This is a genomic window from Pseudomonas sp. GW101-3H06 (assembly GCF_059424605.1).
Genome location: NZ_JBWKZO010000001.1, coordinates 961,526 through 978,107, shown reverse-complemented (window position 1 = coordinate 978,107; position 16,582 = coordinate 961,526). Strand labels below are relative to the sequence as shown.

Sequence of the window (16,582 nt, the reverse complement as noted above, 5' to 3'; positions counted from 1 at the left end):
GCAAATTGACACACCGCATACAAGGCTTTTACCCTAGCCAACAGCGATTGTAAATTGGTCTTACCAATTATCCAAGAACGCTGATCAGTGCCTGACCAACAACAATTAGGGGCCACCCCATATGCAAACTTGGCAACAGCTCTACAGCCCACTCGGCAGCCTCGGTTTATCCGCGCTCGCAGCCGTCATCCCCATCGTGTTTTTCTTTCTGGCCCTGGCCGTGTTCCGTCTCAAAGGGCACGTGGCCGGCAGCATCACCCTGGCCTTGTCGATTCTGGTGGCGATCTTTGCTTTCCAGATGCCGGTCGACATGGCATTCGCCGCCGCCGGATATGGCTTCGCCTATGGCTTGTGGCCAATTGCCTGGATCATCGTCGCCGCCGTATTCCTCTACAAGCTGACGGTCAAGAGTGGCCAGTTCGAAGTGATCCGCAGCTCGGTGCTGTCGATTACCGACGACCAGCGCCTGCAAGTGCTGTTGATCGGCTTTTGCTTCGGTGCGTTCCTCGAAGGTGCGGCCGGCTTCGGTGCGCCGGTAGCGATTACCGCCGCGTTGCTGGTAGGCCTTGGTTTCAATCCGCTGTACGCCGCAGGCTTGTGCCTGATCGCGAACACCGCGCCGGTGGCGTTCGGTGCGCTGGGTATTCCGATCATCGTGGCCGGGCAAGTGACAGGCATCGACGCGTTCAAGATCGGCGCCATGACCGGTCGTCAACTGCCTCTGCTGTCGTTGTTCGTGCCGTTCTGGCTGGTGTTCATGATGGATGGCCTGCGTGGCGTCCGCGAAACCTGGCCTGCTGCACTGGTCGCTGGTTTGAGCTTCGCCGTGACCCAGTACTTCACCTCCAACTTCATCGGCCCGGAACTGCCGGACATCACTTCGGCGCTGGCCAGCCTGGTTTCCCTGACACTGTTCCTGAAAGTCTGGCAGCCCAAGCGCGCCGCCGGCCAACACATCGTCGGCGCCGTATCCGCCTCCGTGGTGAGCGCCAGCAACGGTGGTTTCGGCCAAAAGCGCACCACCGTGGCCTCGCCTTACAGCCTGGGGGAAATCATCAAGGCATGGTCGCCGTTCCTGATCCTCACCGTACTGGTCACCATCTGGACCCTGAAACCGTTCAAGGCCATGTTTGCCGCCGGCGGTTCCATGTACAGCTGGGTGTTCAACTTCGCCATTCCGCACCTGGACCAGATGGTGGTCAAAGTTGCACCGATCGTGGCCAATCCGACCGCCATCCCGGCCGTGTTCAAGCTTGACCCGATTTCCGCGACAGGTACGGCGATTTTCTTCTCGGCACTGATTTCGATGCTGGTTCTGAAGATCAACCTCAGAACTGGTCTGACCACTTTGAAAGAGACTTTCTACGAACTGCGCTGGCCGATTCTGTCCATCGGTATGGTGCTGGCTTTCGCCTTCGTCACCAACTTCTCGGGCATGTCGTCGACCATGGCCCTGGTGTTGGCCGGTACTGGTGCAGCCTTCCCGTTCTTCTCGCCGTTCCTTGGTTGGCTGGGCGTGTTCCTGACCGGTTCCGACACCTCGTCCAATGCCCTCTTCGGCTCGTTGCAAGCGACCACTGCGCACCAGATCGGTGTCAACGACACCTTGCTGGTGGCGGCCAACACCAGCGGCGGCGTGACCGGCAAGATGATTTCGCCACAATCGATCGCCGTGGCCTGTGCCGCGACCGGACTGGTGGGCAAGGAATCGGATCTGTTCCGCTTCACGCTCAAGCACAGCCTGTTCTTTGCAACCATCGTCGGCCTGATCACCCTGGCTCAGGCCTACTGGTTCACCGGCATGCTGGTGCACTGAGTCCTACCCGCCGCATAGAAAAAACCGACGCCGGACCACGACTCCGGCGTCAGCTATTCACAACCCGGTCTGTAAGGCTGCTGAAAGCGACAATCTCTATATTCAGCAGCCTCAGCGGACGGATAACCGGCCGAGAGACACGCCCGATGAGCGAGCTTTTTTACAACGCTGTGCCGAATGCGACCCGTGTCGCCCCGCCACTGCCCGAGCCTCGGCAATACCCCAGCGAGAAACCGCAACGGGTGTACCTGTTCGGGACCTGCGTAGTGGATTTGTTCTACCCGGAAGCCGGGATGGATGCGATCCACTTGCTGGAGCGCGAAGGCATCCGTGTCGAGTACCCGCAAGGGCAAAGCTGCTGCGGTCAACCGGCCTACACCTCGGGTTACACCGAGCAGGCCAGGACCGTCGCGCGCTCACAACTGGCGCTGTTCGCCGGGGATTATCCGGTGGTGGTGCCGTCCGGTTCCTGCGCCGGGATGTTGCGTGAGCACTATGCCGACCTGTTCAAGGACGAGCCGCAAACGCTGAAACAGGTTCAGGCATTGGCTGACAGAACCTATGAACTGGCCGAGTTCCTGCTATTTGTCTGCAAGGTGCAGCTCAAGGACAGCGGCGAGCCGGTGAAAGTGGCGTTGCACACCTCGTGTTCGGCACGTCGCGAAATGAACACTCATTTGCATGGCCGCGAGTTGTTGGCGCAATTGAGCAATGTAGAACGCGTCAACCATAGCCATGAAAGCGAATGCTGTGGCTTCGGTGGGACTTTCAGCGTCCGTATGCCAGATATTTCCGGGGCGATGGTGGCTGACAAGACCCGGTCGTTGAAGGAATCCGGCGCGCACAAGGTACTCAGTGCCGATTGCGGTTGCCTGATGAACATCAACGGCTCGCTGGAGAAACAGCAAGAAGCGTTGCGTGGCCAACACCTGGCCAGTTTCCTCTGGCAGCGAACCGGAGGCGCGCAATGAACGCTTCCGCGATTATTCCTACGGTCGCCGTAGAAGAAGATTTCCGCACCCGGGCTCACGACGCACTGGGTGATGCGCAATTGCGAAACAACTTTCGCAAGGCGATGGATTCACTGATGACAAAACGGGCAACGGCTTTCAGCGATGCCCATGAAAGAGAACACCTGCGAGCGCTGGGCAATGCGGTCCGCGCCCGCGCTTTATCGAAGTTGCCCGACCTGCTCGAGCAACTTGAACAGAACCTGACCCGCAACGGTGTGACAGTGCACTGGGCGGAAACGGTGGACGAGGCCAATGGCATCGTCCTCTCGATCATCCGCGCTCACGAGGGGCGGCAAGTGATCAAGGGCAAATCGATGGTCAGCGAAGAGATGGAGATGAACCATGTCCTCGCTGAACAGGGCATTGAATGCCTGGAATCGGACATGGGCGAGTACATCGTCCAGCTCGACCACGAGAAGCCTTCACACATAATCATGCCGGCAATCCACAAGAACGCCGGCCAGGTCGCGTCCTTGTTCCACGACAAACTTGGCGTGGAATATACCAAGGACGTTGACCAACTCATTCAGATTGGTCGCAGGGTCCTGCGGCAGAAATTCTTCGAAGCGGACATCGGCGTCTCCGGTGTCAACTTCGCCGTGGCCGAAACCGGCACCTTGCTGCTGGTTGAGAACGAAGGCAACGGTCGCATGACGACCACGGTGCCACCGGTGCACATCGCCGTCACCGGCATCGAAAAAGTTGTGGAAAACCTGCGCGACGTGGTGCCGCTATTGTCGCTGCTGACCCGTTCGGCACTCGGCATTCCGATCACCACCTACGTCAACATGATTTCCGGCCCGCGCAAGGAACATGAACTGGACGGCCCACAGGAAGTGCACCTGGTCCTGCTGGATAACGGCCGCAGCCAGGCGTTTGCCGACAGCGAATTGCGCCAGACCCTGAACTGCATCCGCTGCGGCGCCTGCATGAATCATTGCCCGGTCTATACCCGAATCGGTGGCCATGCCTACGGTGAGGTTTACCCCGGCCCTATCGGAAAAATCATCACCCCGCACATGGTCGGCCTGGCGAAAGTCCCGGACCACCCAAGCGCCTCTTCGTTGTGCGGAGCTTGCGGTGAGGTGTGCCCGGTCAAGATTCCGATCCCGTCCCTGCTGCGGCGCCTGCGCGAAGAGAATGTCAAAGCGCCCGATAGCCCGCATCAAGCGATGCGCGGCCAGGGCAGCAAATACTCGCGCAAGGAACGGTTCATCTGGAACGCCTGGGCCAGGCTCAACAGCTCACCAACGCTGTATCGTCTGTTCGGCTTCTTCGCCACGCGACTGCGCGCACTCACGCCGAGCAATGTCGGCCCGTGGACGCAGAATCACAGCGCACCGAAACCCGCCGCCCGTTCGCTGCATGACATGGCGCGCGAGCATCTGGCCAAACAGGGAGATCGTTGATGAGCGCAAAGCAAAACATCCTCGGAAAACTGCGCAAAAGTCTGACAGGCACAACCCCTGTGCCTGACAACTTCAATGTCGGTTTGGTGACCGAGCCTTACACCTACACCCCGGAACAACGCATCCCGCAACTGCGCAAATTGATGGAAGCGGTGCACACGGAAATTCATCTGACCTCGGGTGAAGACTGGCCGGCGTTGCTGGCTAAACTGCTGATGGATCGTCAACTGCCGAGTCTGTTGATCGCACCGAGCACAGCTCATGGTCAACGTGTTATCCAGCACTGGGCGAACAATCGGCAGTTGCCGACGCTCAAGGCTTACGACCGTCCAGTGGAAGAATGGAAAGCCGAACTGTTCAACGATACTCCGGCGAGCCTGACCGGCACCCTGGGCGCCATCGCTGCGACAGGTAGCCTGATCCTTTGGCCGACGCGGGAAGAACCGCGATTGATGAGCCTGGCGCCACCGGTGCATTTCGCCCTGCTCAAGGCCAGCGAAATACGTGATAACTTCTATCAGGTGCAGCAGGAATTCGAGTGGGCTCAAGGCATGCCGACCAATGCGCTGCTGGTGTCCGGCCCATCGAAGACTGCCGACATCGAGCAGGTCCTGGCCTATGGTGCCCACGGTCCGAAGGACCTGGTGGTGTTGATCCTGGAGGACCAATGAGTCTACCGGCCGCTTTCCTGCGCGATGCGCAGCTATTGATTCCCCAAGAACGGCGCTTCGACGATCCGCTGTCGACCCTGGCGTTTGGCACTGACGCCAGTTTCTACCGGCTGATTCCGCAACTGGTGATCCGCGTCGAGTCTGAAGATGAAGTGGTCGCGCTGCTGCAACTGGCGCAGCGCGATCAGGTTCCGGTGACCTTCCGCGCCGCCGGCACCAGTCTTTCCGGTCAAGCCATCAGTGACTCGGTGTTGATCGTCCTTGGGGATAACTGGAACGGTCGCGAGATCCGTGGCCAGGGCATGCAAATTCGCCTGCAACCCGGCGTGATCGGCGCTCAGGCCAATGCCTGGCTGGCACCGTTCGGACGCAAGATCGGCCCGGACCCGGCGTCGATCAATGCGTGCAAAATCGGCGGCATCGTCGCCAACAATGCCAGTGGCATGTGCTGCGGCACTGCACAAAACACCTATCACACCCTGGCCGGCATTCGTCTGGTGCTGGCCGATGGCAGCCGTCTCGACACCGAAGATGCCGCCAGCGTGGCCGCATTCCGTCAAAGCCATGCAACGTTGCTGGATCGCCTGGCGACCTTGGGTCGCGAGACCCGCGCCAACACTGAACTCGCCGCAAAAATCCGCCACAAATACCGTCTGAAAAATACCACCGGCCTGTCACTCAACGCCCTGGTGGATTACGACGAGCCTGTGGATATCTTGAGCCACCTGCTGGTGGGTTCCGAAGGCACCCTGGGCTTCATCAGCGCGGTGACCTACGACACCGTGATCGACCACCCGAACAAGGCCTCGGCGCTGATCGTCTTCCCGAACGTGGAGACTTGCTGCAATGCGGTCACTGTGCTCAAAAGCCAACCGGTGTCAGCTGTGGAACTGCTGGACCGGCGCAGCCTGCGTTCGGTGCAGAACAAACCCGGCATGCCCGCTTTCGTACAGCACCTGTCGAATAATGCTTGCGCCCTGCTGATCGAATCCCGCGCGGCATCGTCCACCTTGCTGCAGGAGCAACTGGCACAGATCATGACGTCACTGGCGTCGTTCCCGGTGGAGAAGCAAGTCGACTTCACCGAAGATCCGCTGGAAAACGCCCGCCTCTGGGCGATCCGCAAGGACACCTTCCCCGCCGTCGGCGCGGTGCGCAAAACCGGTACCACGGTGATCATCGAGGACGTGACCTTCCCGGTGGAGCAACTGGCGATCGGCGTGAACCGTCTGATCGAATTGTTCGACAAACATCACTACGACGAAGCAATCCTTTTCGGACACGCACTGGAAGGCAATCTGCACTTCGTCTTCACCCAAGGCTTCAACAACCCGGAAGAAGTCGCACGCTACCAGGCGTTCATGGATGATGTGGCGCAGTTGGTCGCGGTGGAGTTTGGCGGCTCGCTCAAAGCTGAACACGGCACCGGGCGCAACATGGCGCCGTTTGTCGAACTGGAATGGGGCAGCGATGCCTACCAGCTGATGTGGCAACTCAAACGCCTGCTTGATCCCAATGGTATTCTCAACCCGGACGTGGTGCTCAGCGACGATCCGCAGATCCACCTCAAGCATCTCAAGCCCTTGCCGGCCGCCGACGAGATCGTGGACAAGTGCATCGAGTGCGGCTTTTGCGAACCGGTCTGCCCATCGAAAGGCCTGACGCTGAGCCCGCGCCAGCGCATCGTGATCTGGCGTGACATCCAGGCCAAGAAGCGAGCCGGGGTCGATACCCGGGAACTCGAAGCAGCCTACGAATATCAGGGTATCGATACCTGTGCCGCCACCGGCCTTTGCGCGCAACGCTGCCCGGTAGGCATCAATACCGGCGAACTGGTGAAAAAGCTACGCGGCCAGCACGCCACCCATACGAAAACCGCCAACTGGCTTGAAGGAAATTTCGCCACGGCGCTGCAAGGCGCGCGTTTCACCCTCCACGTGGCCAACGGTGCGCGGATGTTGCTGGGCGCACCGCGACTGGCCAAACTTTCCGCAGCGGTGACCCGCCTGTCCAAAGGGCAAATTCCGCAGTGGACCGACGCCATGCCGCAGCCTGAACGGGCAATCCGCTTCAGCCCGGCCGTGACGGACGAGCGCCCGCGCGTGGTGTACCTGGCCGCGTGCGTTTCACGCGCCATGGGGCCAGCGGCCGGTGATAAGGAACAAATGTCGCTGTACGACAAAACTCGCAGCCTGCTGGAAAAAGCCGGGTATCAGGTGGTCTTTCCGGACAATCTGGACAATCTCTGCTGCGGCCAGCCGTTTGCCTCCAAGGGTTACGCCGAACAGGCCGAACACAAGCGTCAGGAGCTGATCGGCGCCCTGCTCCACGCCAGCCGTGGTGGGCTCGATCCGATCTATTGCGACACCAGCCCTTGCACCTTGCGCCTGGCCCAGGACCTCGGAGATGTGCGCCTGGACCTTTACGACCCGGTGCGTTTCATTCGCACGCACCTGATGGATCGCCTGGACTTCACGCCGCAGGACGCGCCCATCGCGGTGCACGTCACCTGCAGCACCCAGCACCTGGGGGAAAGCCAGGCGTTGATCGATCTGGTGCGCAAGTGCAGTAAAAACGTGGTCATTCCCGAAGGCATTCACTGCTGCGGGTTTGCCGGCGACAAAGGTTTCACCACCCCTGAGCTGAACGCCCATTCGCTGCGCACCTTGAAAGACGCGGTGCAGTACTGCAGTGAAGGCATTTCCACCAGCCGCACCTGCGAAATCGGCCTCAGCCAGCATGGCGGGATCGATTATCACGGGCTGGTCTATCTGGTGGATCGCGTGACGCAAGCGCGCACTGCGTAAAAACTGTGGGAGCGAGCCTGCTCGCGATGGAGGTCATCGATAACGCGTGCTTTGTGAATAGACGCGTCGCTCTTGAATCCTTCGCGAGCAAGCGCGCTCCTACAGGCATGGCTGCAAAAAAAAACCGAATTCCTGCGCACAGCTATAGTCATTTAATTAAGCCCTGCGAACGGGCTTATAACCCCCTCGGCCAGCGGCCCCATTCACCGGCAGCACCGAGCCCTCATGCGCAAGGAGATACCCATGAAGCACTCTGCAATTGCTGGATTGTTCATCACCGCTGCACTGTTGGCCTCGCCGGTGTTTGCGGCAGATAAAGATCTTTGTGACGCGCAAGTTCAAAAACTGGAAGACGCAATCGCCACCGCCCCCGCCGTATCCGAGAACTCGATGGATAACGCCAAAACCGCGCTGGCTGATGCGAAAAAGGCCCAGGCATCCGGCAACGACAAGGACTGCATCGAAATCTCCGGTCAGATGCTTGAGAAAATTCAGCTGCGCAACCCTACTAAAAAGTGAACACAGGTAAGGCCAACCTTCGGGGTTGGCCTTCCGCGCCACGTTGGCGTACACTGTACAGGCTTGTTGCTCACCGTGATTTACGAGCAATGAGTTCGGGGCCGTTTAGGATTCGACGCCGGTTGCGAAACTTTAGGTGCATGCCGAGTTGGTAACAGAACTCGTAAATCCACTGTTGCAACTTCCTATAGTTGCCAATGACGAAAACTACGGGGAATACGCTCTCGCTGCGTAAGCAGCCTTAGCCCTTCCCTCCTGGTACCTTCGGGTCCAGCAATCATCAGGGGATGTCTGTAAACCCAAAGTGATTGTCATATAGAACAGAATCGCCGTGCAGTACGTTGTGGACGAAGCGGCTAAAACTTACACAACTCGCCCAAAGCACCCTGCCCGTCGGGTCGCTGAGGGTTAACTTAATAGACACGGCTACGCATGTAGTACCGACAGCGGAGTACTGGCGGACGGGGGTTCAAATCCCCCCGGCTCCACCAAATGATAAAAAAAGACGTCCACGGACGTCTTTTTTTGTGCCTGCGAACCAGTAAACACGCGGCTTCCAGCGCTTCTGCGGTCTTTTGAGAGTTTTAGAGTTCCAGCCATTCGGGTATTCCAGACGGTATTCCACCTCATCCGGTGCTAACCTTTGGAATACCGAATCAGTGCCTGAGGAGAATCTCATGCCTGCTCAAAACCTCCGTCTCTCCGATCGACAGCTCAAGGGAGTCAAACCCGCGTCCAAGGATTACGTCCTCACGGACGGTGACGGTTTGCAGCTCCGAGTACGCAGCAACGGCTCGTTACTGTGGAATTTCAACTACCGCGAACCGGTGACCAAAAAGCGCATCAACATCGGTTTCGGGACCTATCCCGAACTGTCACTGGCGAATGCACGAAAGATGGCGGTCGATGCGCGCGAGCTACTCGCCCAGGGCATTGATCCGAAGGTGCAACGCAACACGCTGAATGAAGCCAAGCGCGCGGAGACAGAACACACCTTCGAGAACGTGGCCACCGCCTGGTTCGAGCTCAAGAAAGACTCGGTCACCCCGGCCTACGCAGAGGACATCTGGCGGTCGCTCACGCTGCATGTGTTCCCCGACTTGAGAACGACACCACTGGTGAAAATCACCGCGCCGATGGTGATCGCATTGCTTCGTCCAATCGAAGCGAAAGGCAGCCTGGAGACGGTCAAGCGCCTTAGTCAGCGGCTTAACGAAATCATGACCTACGGCGTAAATTCCGGCCTGATCTTCGCCAACCCTCTTACCGGCATCAGGGCAGTATTCAAGAAGCCCAAGAAAGAGAACATGGCTGCGCTCCCACCTGAGGAGCTCCCCGAGCTCATGCTGGAGATCGCAAACGCCAGTATCAAGCGCACGACCCGCTGCCTGATCGAATGGCAGTTGCACACGATGACTCGCCCAGCCGAGGCGGCGACTACCCGCTGGACAGACATCGATTTTGAAAGGCGTGTCTGGACTATCCCACCGGAGCGGATGAAGAAGCGCCGTCCACACAGCATCCCGTTGAGTGATCACGCTCTCGCCCTGTTGGAGTCACTCAAATCTCACAGCGGCCATCGCGAATACGTCTTTCCGGCAGACAGAAATCCGCGCACACACGCCAATAGTCAGACCGCCAACATGGCGTTGAAACGTATGGGCTTCCAGGATCGACTGGTCAGCCACGGCATGCGCTCGATGGCCAGCACCATCTTGAATGAACATGGCTGGGATCCTGAGCTCATCGAAGTAGCCCTGGCGCATGTCGACAAGGATGAGGTGCGAAGCGCATACAACCGAGCCGACTACATCGAGCGCCGGCGCCCGATGATGGCCTGGTGGAGTGAGTACATCCAGAAAGCCGCCACCGGCAGCCTCCTCGCCTCAGCATACGGCCAAGTCAGAGACAAGAACGTGGTGCCGATCCGCTAGCGCTGTACAGGCGCAAGAGGTGCAGCAGCAACAACTGAACGTTCAAGATTCGGGGCAAGCAGCCTCGCTTATCCGCTTTTAAGCACGGGTCCTTCCAAACACGGCTGCAAAGCCGCCCTGTTTGGAAGGACCTCACTTTGAAAAGCTAAAAGCCAAAACGATGTCCAGGATTTACCACGGAATTCCACCGGTGGATAACCGTGCTTCAAGTACAAAGTGGCGCTGAATTTCGAACCTTGACCGAGTTTATCCACAGGCGTAGAACTGGCCATGCAAGCGCTGTCGATGACAGCAACCCAGGTGGCCCGAACCTTGAAGGTCACGCCGCTCCCGCGGTGGTTCTTCCCCCAAATGGCGATTCGCGTCCGGCAGCTCGCCCGGTCACCTCCCCGGTGATGGATGCCTACTTCAGATCATGGCCCTCGTGCGCCAAACGACACTTCCTACTTCGCTGCCCTGCAGCAACCTATCCGCTTGGCCAAATCTTGCGCCAACCTGCGCCCGTCTCTTTCTACTGGAAAGAGACGGGCGCTTCTAACATTGCTGCAGCCCTCATCGCACTTGGCTTTGCGGCAACTCCCCTCGTGACAATCGGCGTGACAAACGCCGATGTCACCAGCAACAGCGCTGCAGATGATAGTGCCGCAGACCAGGGAATGGACTGCACCTGACTGACAGTCAGGCATGCCCCGGTCATCGCACCGCTGCGTTCACCCGACTCAGGATCTTCAGGCGCTGGTCTCGTCAGCCAGTGCTGCCTCCACCCGCCCACCGGTAACGGTGCTCAGGAGGCCAGATCATGAGATGCCCTTGCTCCCGGTCGTAAGGAGCCGCCAGTCCCGCGCTAGAGGACACCCCACAGGCCGCAGGGGCCTTGATCCCTGATAACACTCAGCATTCTGGCGGGATGACGTGGGGCGAGGATCGGAGAACAGGCGATGAGGTGAACGACATGGCATTAATGGGTAGGCGCGACGGCCGTAATTTCGGCTACGGCAGGCAATTGAGTTACGCAGGGCCGCAGGCGCTGAAAGACATGTTCGGCGGTGGCCATTACGGCACGGTGAAAGCGCACTGTGACCGGTGGTTGGCATTCGTGAAGTGGTGCCGCTCCGAACAGGGATCCGGTATCAATGATGCCCGGCAGATTGATCGGAAGGTACTGGCCGATTATGCGGCGCACCTGCGCGACCTGGTTACGCGCGGCGAGCTCGCCGTCAGCACTGCACAAAATCGGCTATCCAGCGTTAACAGGACCATGGCGGCGCTTCGCGGTGATCAGTACATGAAATTGCCAAGTCCGAGCAAGGCGTTGGGAGTTCAGCGCAGCGGGGTTCGACATTCAGTGCCGCAGGGCCAAGACCGCGAACAGATAAAGCAAATCGTCGATGCGCTTTGCAGCCAACATCTGCTAAGGGCCGCCGCGATTGTTCTGTTAGCGCGAGCCACCGGCATGCGCCTGCGTGAGGCCATCTTGGCTGACCTGCCACGGTTAACCCGAGAGGCTAAGGACTTCGGCAAGATCAACATCCAGGACGGCACCAAAGGCGGCCGCGCCGGCGCCTCAGCGCCACGTTGGATTACGGTAGACGACCATGTTCGCGGCGCACTTGGGTTTGCACAGCAGGTGTCGCCTGCGGGTAGCCGCAACCTGATTGCTCCAAACGAAAGCTACCTGGTCGTTCTAAAGCGAATCGTCCGTCCTGCGCGGGACATCCTTCATGTACACAACCTCAAAGGCTTTCATGAGCTACGGGCGGCGTACGCATGTGAGCGCTACGAGAAAATCACCCAGCACCGCGCGCCTATCAACGGCGGTCAATGTTGCCAGGGAGATCGGTACCTTGATCGTGAGGCTCGGATGCAAATCAGCTATGAGCTGGGGCACGGCCGGATCGATGTAGTCGCTGCCTACATTGGAGGTCGCAGATGAGTAAGCCATTCGATATGGAGCTGTTCTTGGCTGGGGTGCTGACGGGATCGCGCGCAACGCGGCAACGCCACTTGCGGCAGGCGAAGCTTATCCAAGCTGAAATTTCAGAACGCTGGCAGCGAGAGACACCTTGGGCTTGGCAGAGGAAGCATGTGGTTTGGCTTCTTGAGCACCGCCTGAACACGTGTAGCGAGGCGACGCGGTACTACTACTTGCTGACTGTACGGCTTCTCGCCCGTCGATTAGAAAAGTCCTGGAAATTCAATTACTAAATAAGAGGCTGATAATGATCCATTGTGAATAGAGAAAATGCAGCCGAAGCTGCACCATCTAGTAGTGCAGCTTTAGGCAGATATCAGAATTTGTTTTGACAATAAACGCCATTAAGGTAGGTGCAGGCTATAGTTTTACATTGTTAATGATAAAGGCCAAAATCGCTCTCTTCGTCTCTTTTTGATTCCTCAGCTATTTGAAGATTCACGCGTGCAATGTAATCTTTAACCCAGAGTCTGACATGGTGGTTTTCGTGTTCCACCAAAGGAAGTAGTGCCACTTTGTCTGACTCGAGGTAAGGTACGAGAGAGCCTGACCAGCCGCGAGTGGCCATGTTTGCACACAATTCGTTAGAAACTCTTTGGTCATTGCCGAAACTTTTAAGTAAGGCGATAAATAGCGCTGACGGCTGTTGCCCCCCTTCAAAAGAATCGAATATATTTATGCATCTAGCAACAAAAATAGGACCAATATCCGCCTGCCTCAAACACCACTCAATAACTGCCTTAGTAGGAATGGCAGAGAATACACTTGGCATTTTGCTTGCTAACCCTGCCTCTCGATCTAGCAATTGTTGTAGCCAATATCTCTCCATTCCTTCTGAGCGAATGATAGCGTCGCCAAATAATGGCCAGAGCTCCTCGGCGTAATCATTCATAATTATGAGAAGTAGAGGCTTTGTGTAAGACCAGATATCCCCATGATTTATTCCATGCTGGCAGGCAGCGATCAGTTGAGTCGATAGCGAGATAGCAAACTCCACATCTCGTACTGCCAGCAGTTTTCCAGAAATATCATGCCAGTGATGTAGGTCTGTAGCTGTTTGCTGCTGTCCCTTGTGAAGTGGGACTGATGTTACTAAGGTTTTTAGCTGGTCGCGCAGCTTATCGATGCTGTCTTTGTTGCTAAAGCAATACATGTAGATCACATTTAGTGCTGCCCAACTTGCTTGCCCACTTAACTGTGATAGCTTTAAGCAAAAATCTGCTACTGCTTTCGGGTCAATGCTGTTGATGACACTGCCATAGCTTAATAGATTTGCATCATTCGCTGAGAGCTTTTTATTTTGTATTAATCCTAGAAGAGTAAGTAAGTGCGCCTCTTGGATGCTGCCTGTGCGAATGAAATCGGCATAGTGAAGAATGAGTTTTTCGTTTGACAGCAAATGATCTACGTACTCTTGCCAAAGTGCTGGTGAACGTTCGAACAAACCTCGGTATAAACCACGAATAAGCTGAGGGTTAGGCTGCTCAATGGTCGTCAAGGAATGTAATGCATGGTTGACAAGTGGCTTGATGTCATCTGCGGCTAGTGCCAGTTGGTAACCAAAGGCGAAAGACTGCTTTTGCTCGCCAACTAGTAACAAGTCAATGTGAGGGATTAGACCGCTAATATTTTCTGTTAGGCTCGTTGCAAGAGCCTTTGCATTTTCTGCTGCCACATCAATGTAATGATCATCACTACCTTTTCGATGTTCCCATGGTGGATTACTCACCAATATTTTTAGCTTTTCAGGCAGCTCAGCCATCGCAGGGCTCAGCAGTTCTAGCCAGTGGTTCAATACTTCGGTAACTTCTGGATTGATATTTTTTGAGTCGTATTCGAAAATGTTTTTTATGCTGTCTAGAGCCTCTGGCCAGTATCGGCCATTAATTGAAATTATTTCTCGGATGATTGTATCCAGCATTTCAATTCGGCCATTTGAAACAAAGCTCCTGATCGAGCGGCCCACGATAGAAAGTGCACTGGCTCGCTGGGGTTCACCCCGTTTTATCAGGACTAAAATTAAGTCAAAAGCTTGTTGCCAGAAATCAAAGATCTCCTGCCATAATTTTGGTCTCCACTCTTCAAGCGGAGCCCTCGTGCCTTGGTATTCTGCGCCAACTGTCCGCGTGCCGCCGTAAGTGCTAATCGCTTGTTCCAAGCTCTTTAGGACAACCAAGTCGATGTTTGGGTTATTGGTCGCAATAGCCCGCTTCAGCACATCGAAACGAATGCTAGGTTTAGCCTCTGTCCCAGAAAGGTCCACTCTGAATAATTGTGAGAATATTCCTGTTGCGTTGTTGCCCCAACTTTCATTTTCCGCTGATGCCAATAGCAGCAGGCACCAAGATGATTTTTCAAAAATCACAGCATGAAAACATAGCTTTTCGAGAGCCCAGATCAAATTTCTTCGCGTAGTGCCATCAATAGCCAAAAGCTGTTCGTGGGTGCGCTTTGATAAAATATGGTAAAGGGCATCGGACGTTGACTCTGGATTCACTTCAACAAATGCGCGGAAGAGTTTCGAACCCCTTTCTGTAAGCAGCTCCTCCGCTTGAACGAAAGGGCTCTGCCCTCCAAATAGGCGGTCCGAAAATCTCTGAACACTTGGCTGAGCATCAAGATAGGACGCCTGGGTACAAAAACTTTGCATCAAAGAATCAGGCAGGCTATCAATCAATTCCTTTTGCTGTTGATAGGAGGTTTTTTCCCACCACTCTGATGCAAGAGTTAATGCGAGAGGCTTAGGTACAAGCCTCGCATATCTTCCAGCGCGATTTATTATTTGCCTCCGAGTAAATTCTGTTAATACTCGTTCAAAGACCCTAAGGTCAGAGCCAGCAACATCTTCAGCTATATACTTGGCCTCTTTACCAGCAGTTCCGTCTGCTGTTCCAAATACATCAAATAATGAGCAAGCCGACAAAACATCCTTTTCTGCCTCGGTAATATTACTATCCCCTTCTATCAGCTTCCTAACCACTGAGCTTTTCTCAATGGAGCCAAGTAGTCTGCCCTCTTTCTGGTATTGTTCAGCAATGAGTGTTGCCATCAGAGGATAGCCTTGGGCAAAACGAGCTACCCGATCTACATCACTGGGATCCATTCCGATCAATATTGGAGAGAGTACCTGTTTTATAGCCTCATCGTTCAATGGGGAAATTTGAATGTGAATAGAATCGTCTACTTGCTCGTTAGAGTAAGCAACTGTAACAAGCTTTAGGAAGCAATCTGACTTATTGACTTCTCTAGCTAAGTGGTTATGCAAATCCACACTGCAGTTTTCAACCACTACCAGGCCATGGGTGCAGTCGTCAACCATTGATTTGATGCTTTCTTTTATAGCTATATCATATCCAGGGGCATTAAATATAAGTGTGCATGAGTTATCTATGGATTCAGATGCATCAATAGCCTCAAGCAATAATCGTGTCTTACCTAGGCCAGAGGCTCCCGTTAATCTTGTTACGGAGTTTTTTGAATCTATAGCAGAAATCAGTGCACGTAAATCATTTGATCTGGCTTCATCGCTCACGTAATGGTAGCCATGATTCCTTTCAATGCTTTTCCAGTCTTCAAGATCCCGAGAGGCAGGATTTTTATACTTGATTACTGTGTTTTTTTTTAGTATGAATTTTTTGAATACAATGTAAGCCGTGGAGTTTGTGCTTTTTGGCTTGACTATCGAGCGATGGTCAGTGTCATTGATTGTTTCAATGGCATGCTCTCTAAAAATACTTTTTGAACTGGAAGAAGAGACGATGTCGTCATTGGCGGCGATGATGCTCAAAATATCCAGTTCGTTGTTTAGGCCACTGTGCACCCACTGCTCATTTAGGTCGTCTAACTCCCCCGAGTCACGGCTCAAACTTTTTAGGTGTATGTTTCTAACGCTTACATATTTACCAGCATTTGCATACCCTGACCCATCATGCGGCACATCAAAGAAACAAACTTTAAATATTTTATGAGTAATGCCTTTGTTTTTTAACACCAGGAGAATTTTCTTTAGAATGACTCCCCCTAAGCTATGGCCGGCCAGGATGATTTCATCGTTTTCTATGTCGCAGCGGGCCCTGATATCTGTGAGAATTCCATTGGCGATATTCAGTATGCCTGGTGCCCGTTTCCAAAATTTCCAAAGGGCCGGAGATTCATATCCACAGGATATAATTTCAAATTCCACATCTTTATCATCTACTAAGAAGTCGGGGAATTTCCCCCATGTTCCTTCTGCGGTGCCACCCAAGCCATGAATTAATATGATTTTCTTTGCCATTTGAAATTCCAGAAATAGTAAAGTTTTATGGCGTGGCCAGTCTGATGTACTATGGGCCTGTCAATATAATTATAAATCTCTACCGGAAGTGTATTTGCAGAGCATTCTCGAATAAGTAATGGACCTCGACATGGTCCTACTGCCAGGAGTTTCACTCAGACACCT

General features: G+C 55.0%; 10 protein-coding genes and 1 other RNA gene. 10 read left to right on the top strand and 1 reads right to left on the bottom strand.

Annotation, left to right across the window (positions count from 1 at the left end):
- Positions 1-121: 121 nt before the first annotated feature.
- The 10 genes from AC07ZE_RS04405 (at position 122) to AC07ZE_RS04360 (ending at position 12,374) form a co-directional block, all read left to right on the top strand.
- On the top strand, positions 122-1,816 hold the full coding sequence (locus AC07ZE_RS04405; protein ID WP_207261668.1) for a lactate permease LctP family transporter: 1,695 nt from the start codon (positions 122-124) through the stop codon (positions 1,814-1,816).
- Positions 1,817-1,962: 146 nt separating this feature from the next.
- The gene (locus tag AC07ZE_RS04400; RefSeq protein ID WP_207261666.1) at positions 1,963-2,787 is read left to right on the top strand and encodes a (Fe-S)-binding protein; all 825 of its coding nucleotides are present in this window, start codon (positions 1,963-1,965) and stop codon (positions 2,785-2,787) included.
- Positions 2,784-4,238 (top strand): LutB/LldF family L-lactate oxidation iron-sulfur protein, encoded by a 1,455-nt coding sequence (locus AC07ZE_RS04395; RefSeq protein WP_095194016.1) that lies wholly within the window; start codon positions 2,784-2,786, stop codon positions 4,236-4,238. Before AC07ZE_RS04400 ends, AC07ZE_RS04395 begins: the two co-directional genes overlap by 4 nt.
- Positions 4,238-4,909, top strand: a complete 672-nt coding sequence (locus tag AC07ZE_RS04390; RefSeq protein WP_207261664.1) for a LutC/YkgG family protein — start codon at positions 4,238-4,240, stop codon at positions 4,907-4,909. The genes AC07ZE_RS04395 and AC07ZE_RS04390 overlap by 1 nt, the downstream gene beginning before the upstream one ends.
- Positions 4,906-7,716 carry an FAD-binding and (Fe-S)-binding domain-containing protein gene (locus AC07ZE_RS04385; RefSeq protein WP_207261661.1) on the top strand — a complete coding sequence of 937 codons (2,811 nt, stop codon included), beginning with the start codon at positions 4,906-4,908 and terminating at the stop codon, positions 7,714-7,716. The genes AC07ZE_RS04390 and AC07ZE_RS04385 overlap by 4 nt, the downstream gene beginning before the upstream one ends.
- Before the next feature lie 243 nt (positions 7,717-7,959).
- Positions 7,960-8,235, top strand: coding sequence for a PA2433 domain-containing protein (locus AC07ZE_RS04380; protein WP_207261659.1), 276 nt, complete (start codon positions 7,960-7,962; stop codon positions 8,233-8,235).
- A gap of 97 nt (positions 8,236-8,332) precedes the next feature.
- Positions 8,333-8,726: a transfer-messenger RNA gene (ssrA, locus tag AC07ZE_RS04375) on the top strand.
- A gap of 186 nt (positions 8,727-8,912) precedes the next feature.
- Positions 8,913-10,169 carry an integrase domain-containing protein gene (locus AC07ZE_RS04370; RefSeq protein WP_207261657.1) on the top strand — a complete coding sequence of 419 codons (1,257 nt, stop codon included), beginning with the start codon at positions 8,913-8,915 and terminating at the stop codon, positions 10,167-10,169.
- A gap of 952 nt (positions 10,170-11,121) precedes the next feature.
- On the top strand, positions 11,122-12,102 hold the full coding sequence (locus tag AC07ZE_RS04365; RefSeq protein WP_207261655.1) for an integrase domain-containing protein: 981 nt from the start codon (positions 11,122-11,124) through the stop codon (positions 12,100-12,102).
- The gene (locus AC07ZE_RS04360; protein WP_207261653.1) at positions 12,099-12,374 is read left to right on the top strand and encodes a hypothetical protein; all 276 of its coding nucleotides are present in this window, start codon (positions 12,099-12,101) and stop codon (positions 12,372-12,374) included. Before AC07ZE_RS04365 ends, AC07ZE_RS04360 begins: the two co-directional genes overlap by 4 nt.
- A gap of 143 nt (positions 12,375-12,517) precedes the next feature.
- On the opposite strand, the gene AC07ZE_RS04355 is transcribed toward AC07ZE_RS04360, so the two are convergent.
- Positions 12,518-16,417, bottom strand: coding sequence for a lipase family protein (locus AC07ZE_RS04355; protein ID WP_207261651.1), 3,900 nt, complete (start codon positions 16,415-16,417; stop codon positions 12,518-12,520).
- Between the last annotated feature and the right edge of the window lie 165 nt (positions 16,418-16,582).

Bases quoted from the DNA above. Each gene is read 5' to 3' on its own strand.
- AC07ZE_RS04405 (WP_207261668.1), top strand. From the start codon at position 122: ATGCAAACTTGGCAACAGCTCTACAGCCCACTCGGCAGCCTCGGTTTA.
- AC07ZE_RS04400 (WP_207261666.1), top strand. From the start codon at position 1,963: ATGAGCGAGCTTTTTTACAACGCTGTGCCGAATGCGACCCGTGTCGCC.
- AC07ZE_RS04395 (WP_095194016.1), top strand. From the start codon at position 2,784: ATGAACGCTTCCGCGATTATTCCTACGGTCGCCGTAGAAGAAGATTTC.
- AC07ZE_RS04390 (WP_207261664.1), top strand. From the start codon at position 4,238: ATGAGCGCAAAGCAAAACATCCTCGGAAAACTGCGCAAAAGTCTGACA.
- AC07ZE_RS04385 (WP_207261661.1), top strand. From the start codon at position 4,906: ATGAGTCTACCGGCCGCTTTCCTGCGCGATGCGCAGCTATTGATTCCC.
- AC07ZE_RS04380 (WP_207261659.1), top strand. From the start codon at position 7,960: ATGAAGCACTCTGCAATTGCTGGATTGTTCATCACCGCTGCACTGTTG.
- AC07ZE_RS04370 (WP_207261657.1), top strand. From the start codon at position 8,913: ATGCCTGCTCAAAACCTCCGTCTCTCCGATCGACAGCTCAAGGGAGTC.
- AC07ZE_RS04365 (WP_207261655.1), top strand. From the start codon at position 11,122: ATGGCATTAATGGGTAGGCGCGACGGCCGTAATTTCGGCTACGGCAGG.
- AC07ZE_RS04360 (WP_207261653.1), top strand. From the start codon at position 12,099: ATGAGTAAGCCATTCGATATGGAGCTGTTCTTGGCTGGGGTGCTGACG.
- AC07ZE_RS04355 (WP_207261651.1), bottom strand. From the start codon at position 16,417: ATGGCAAAGAAAATCATATTAATTCATGGCTTGGGTGGCACCGCAGAA.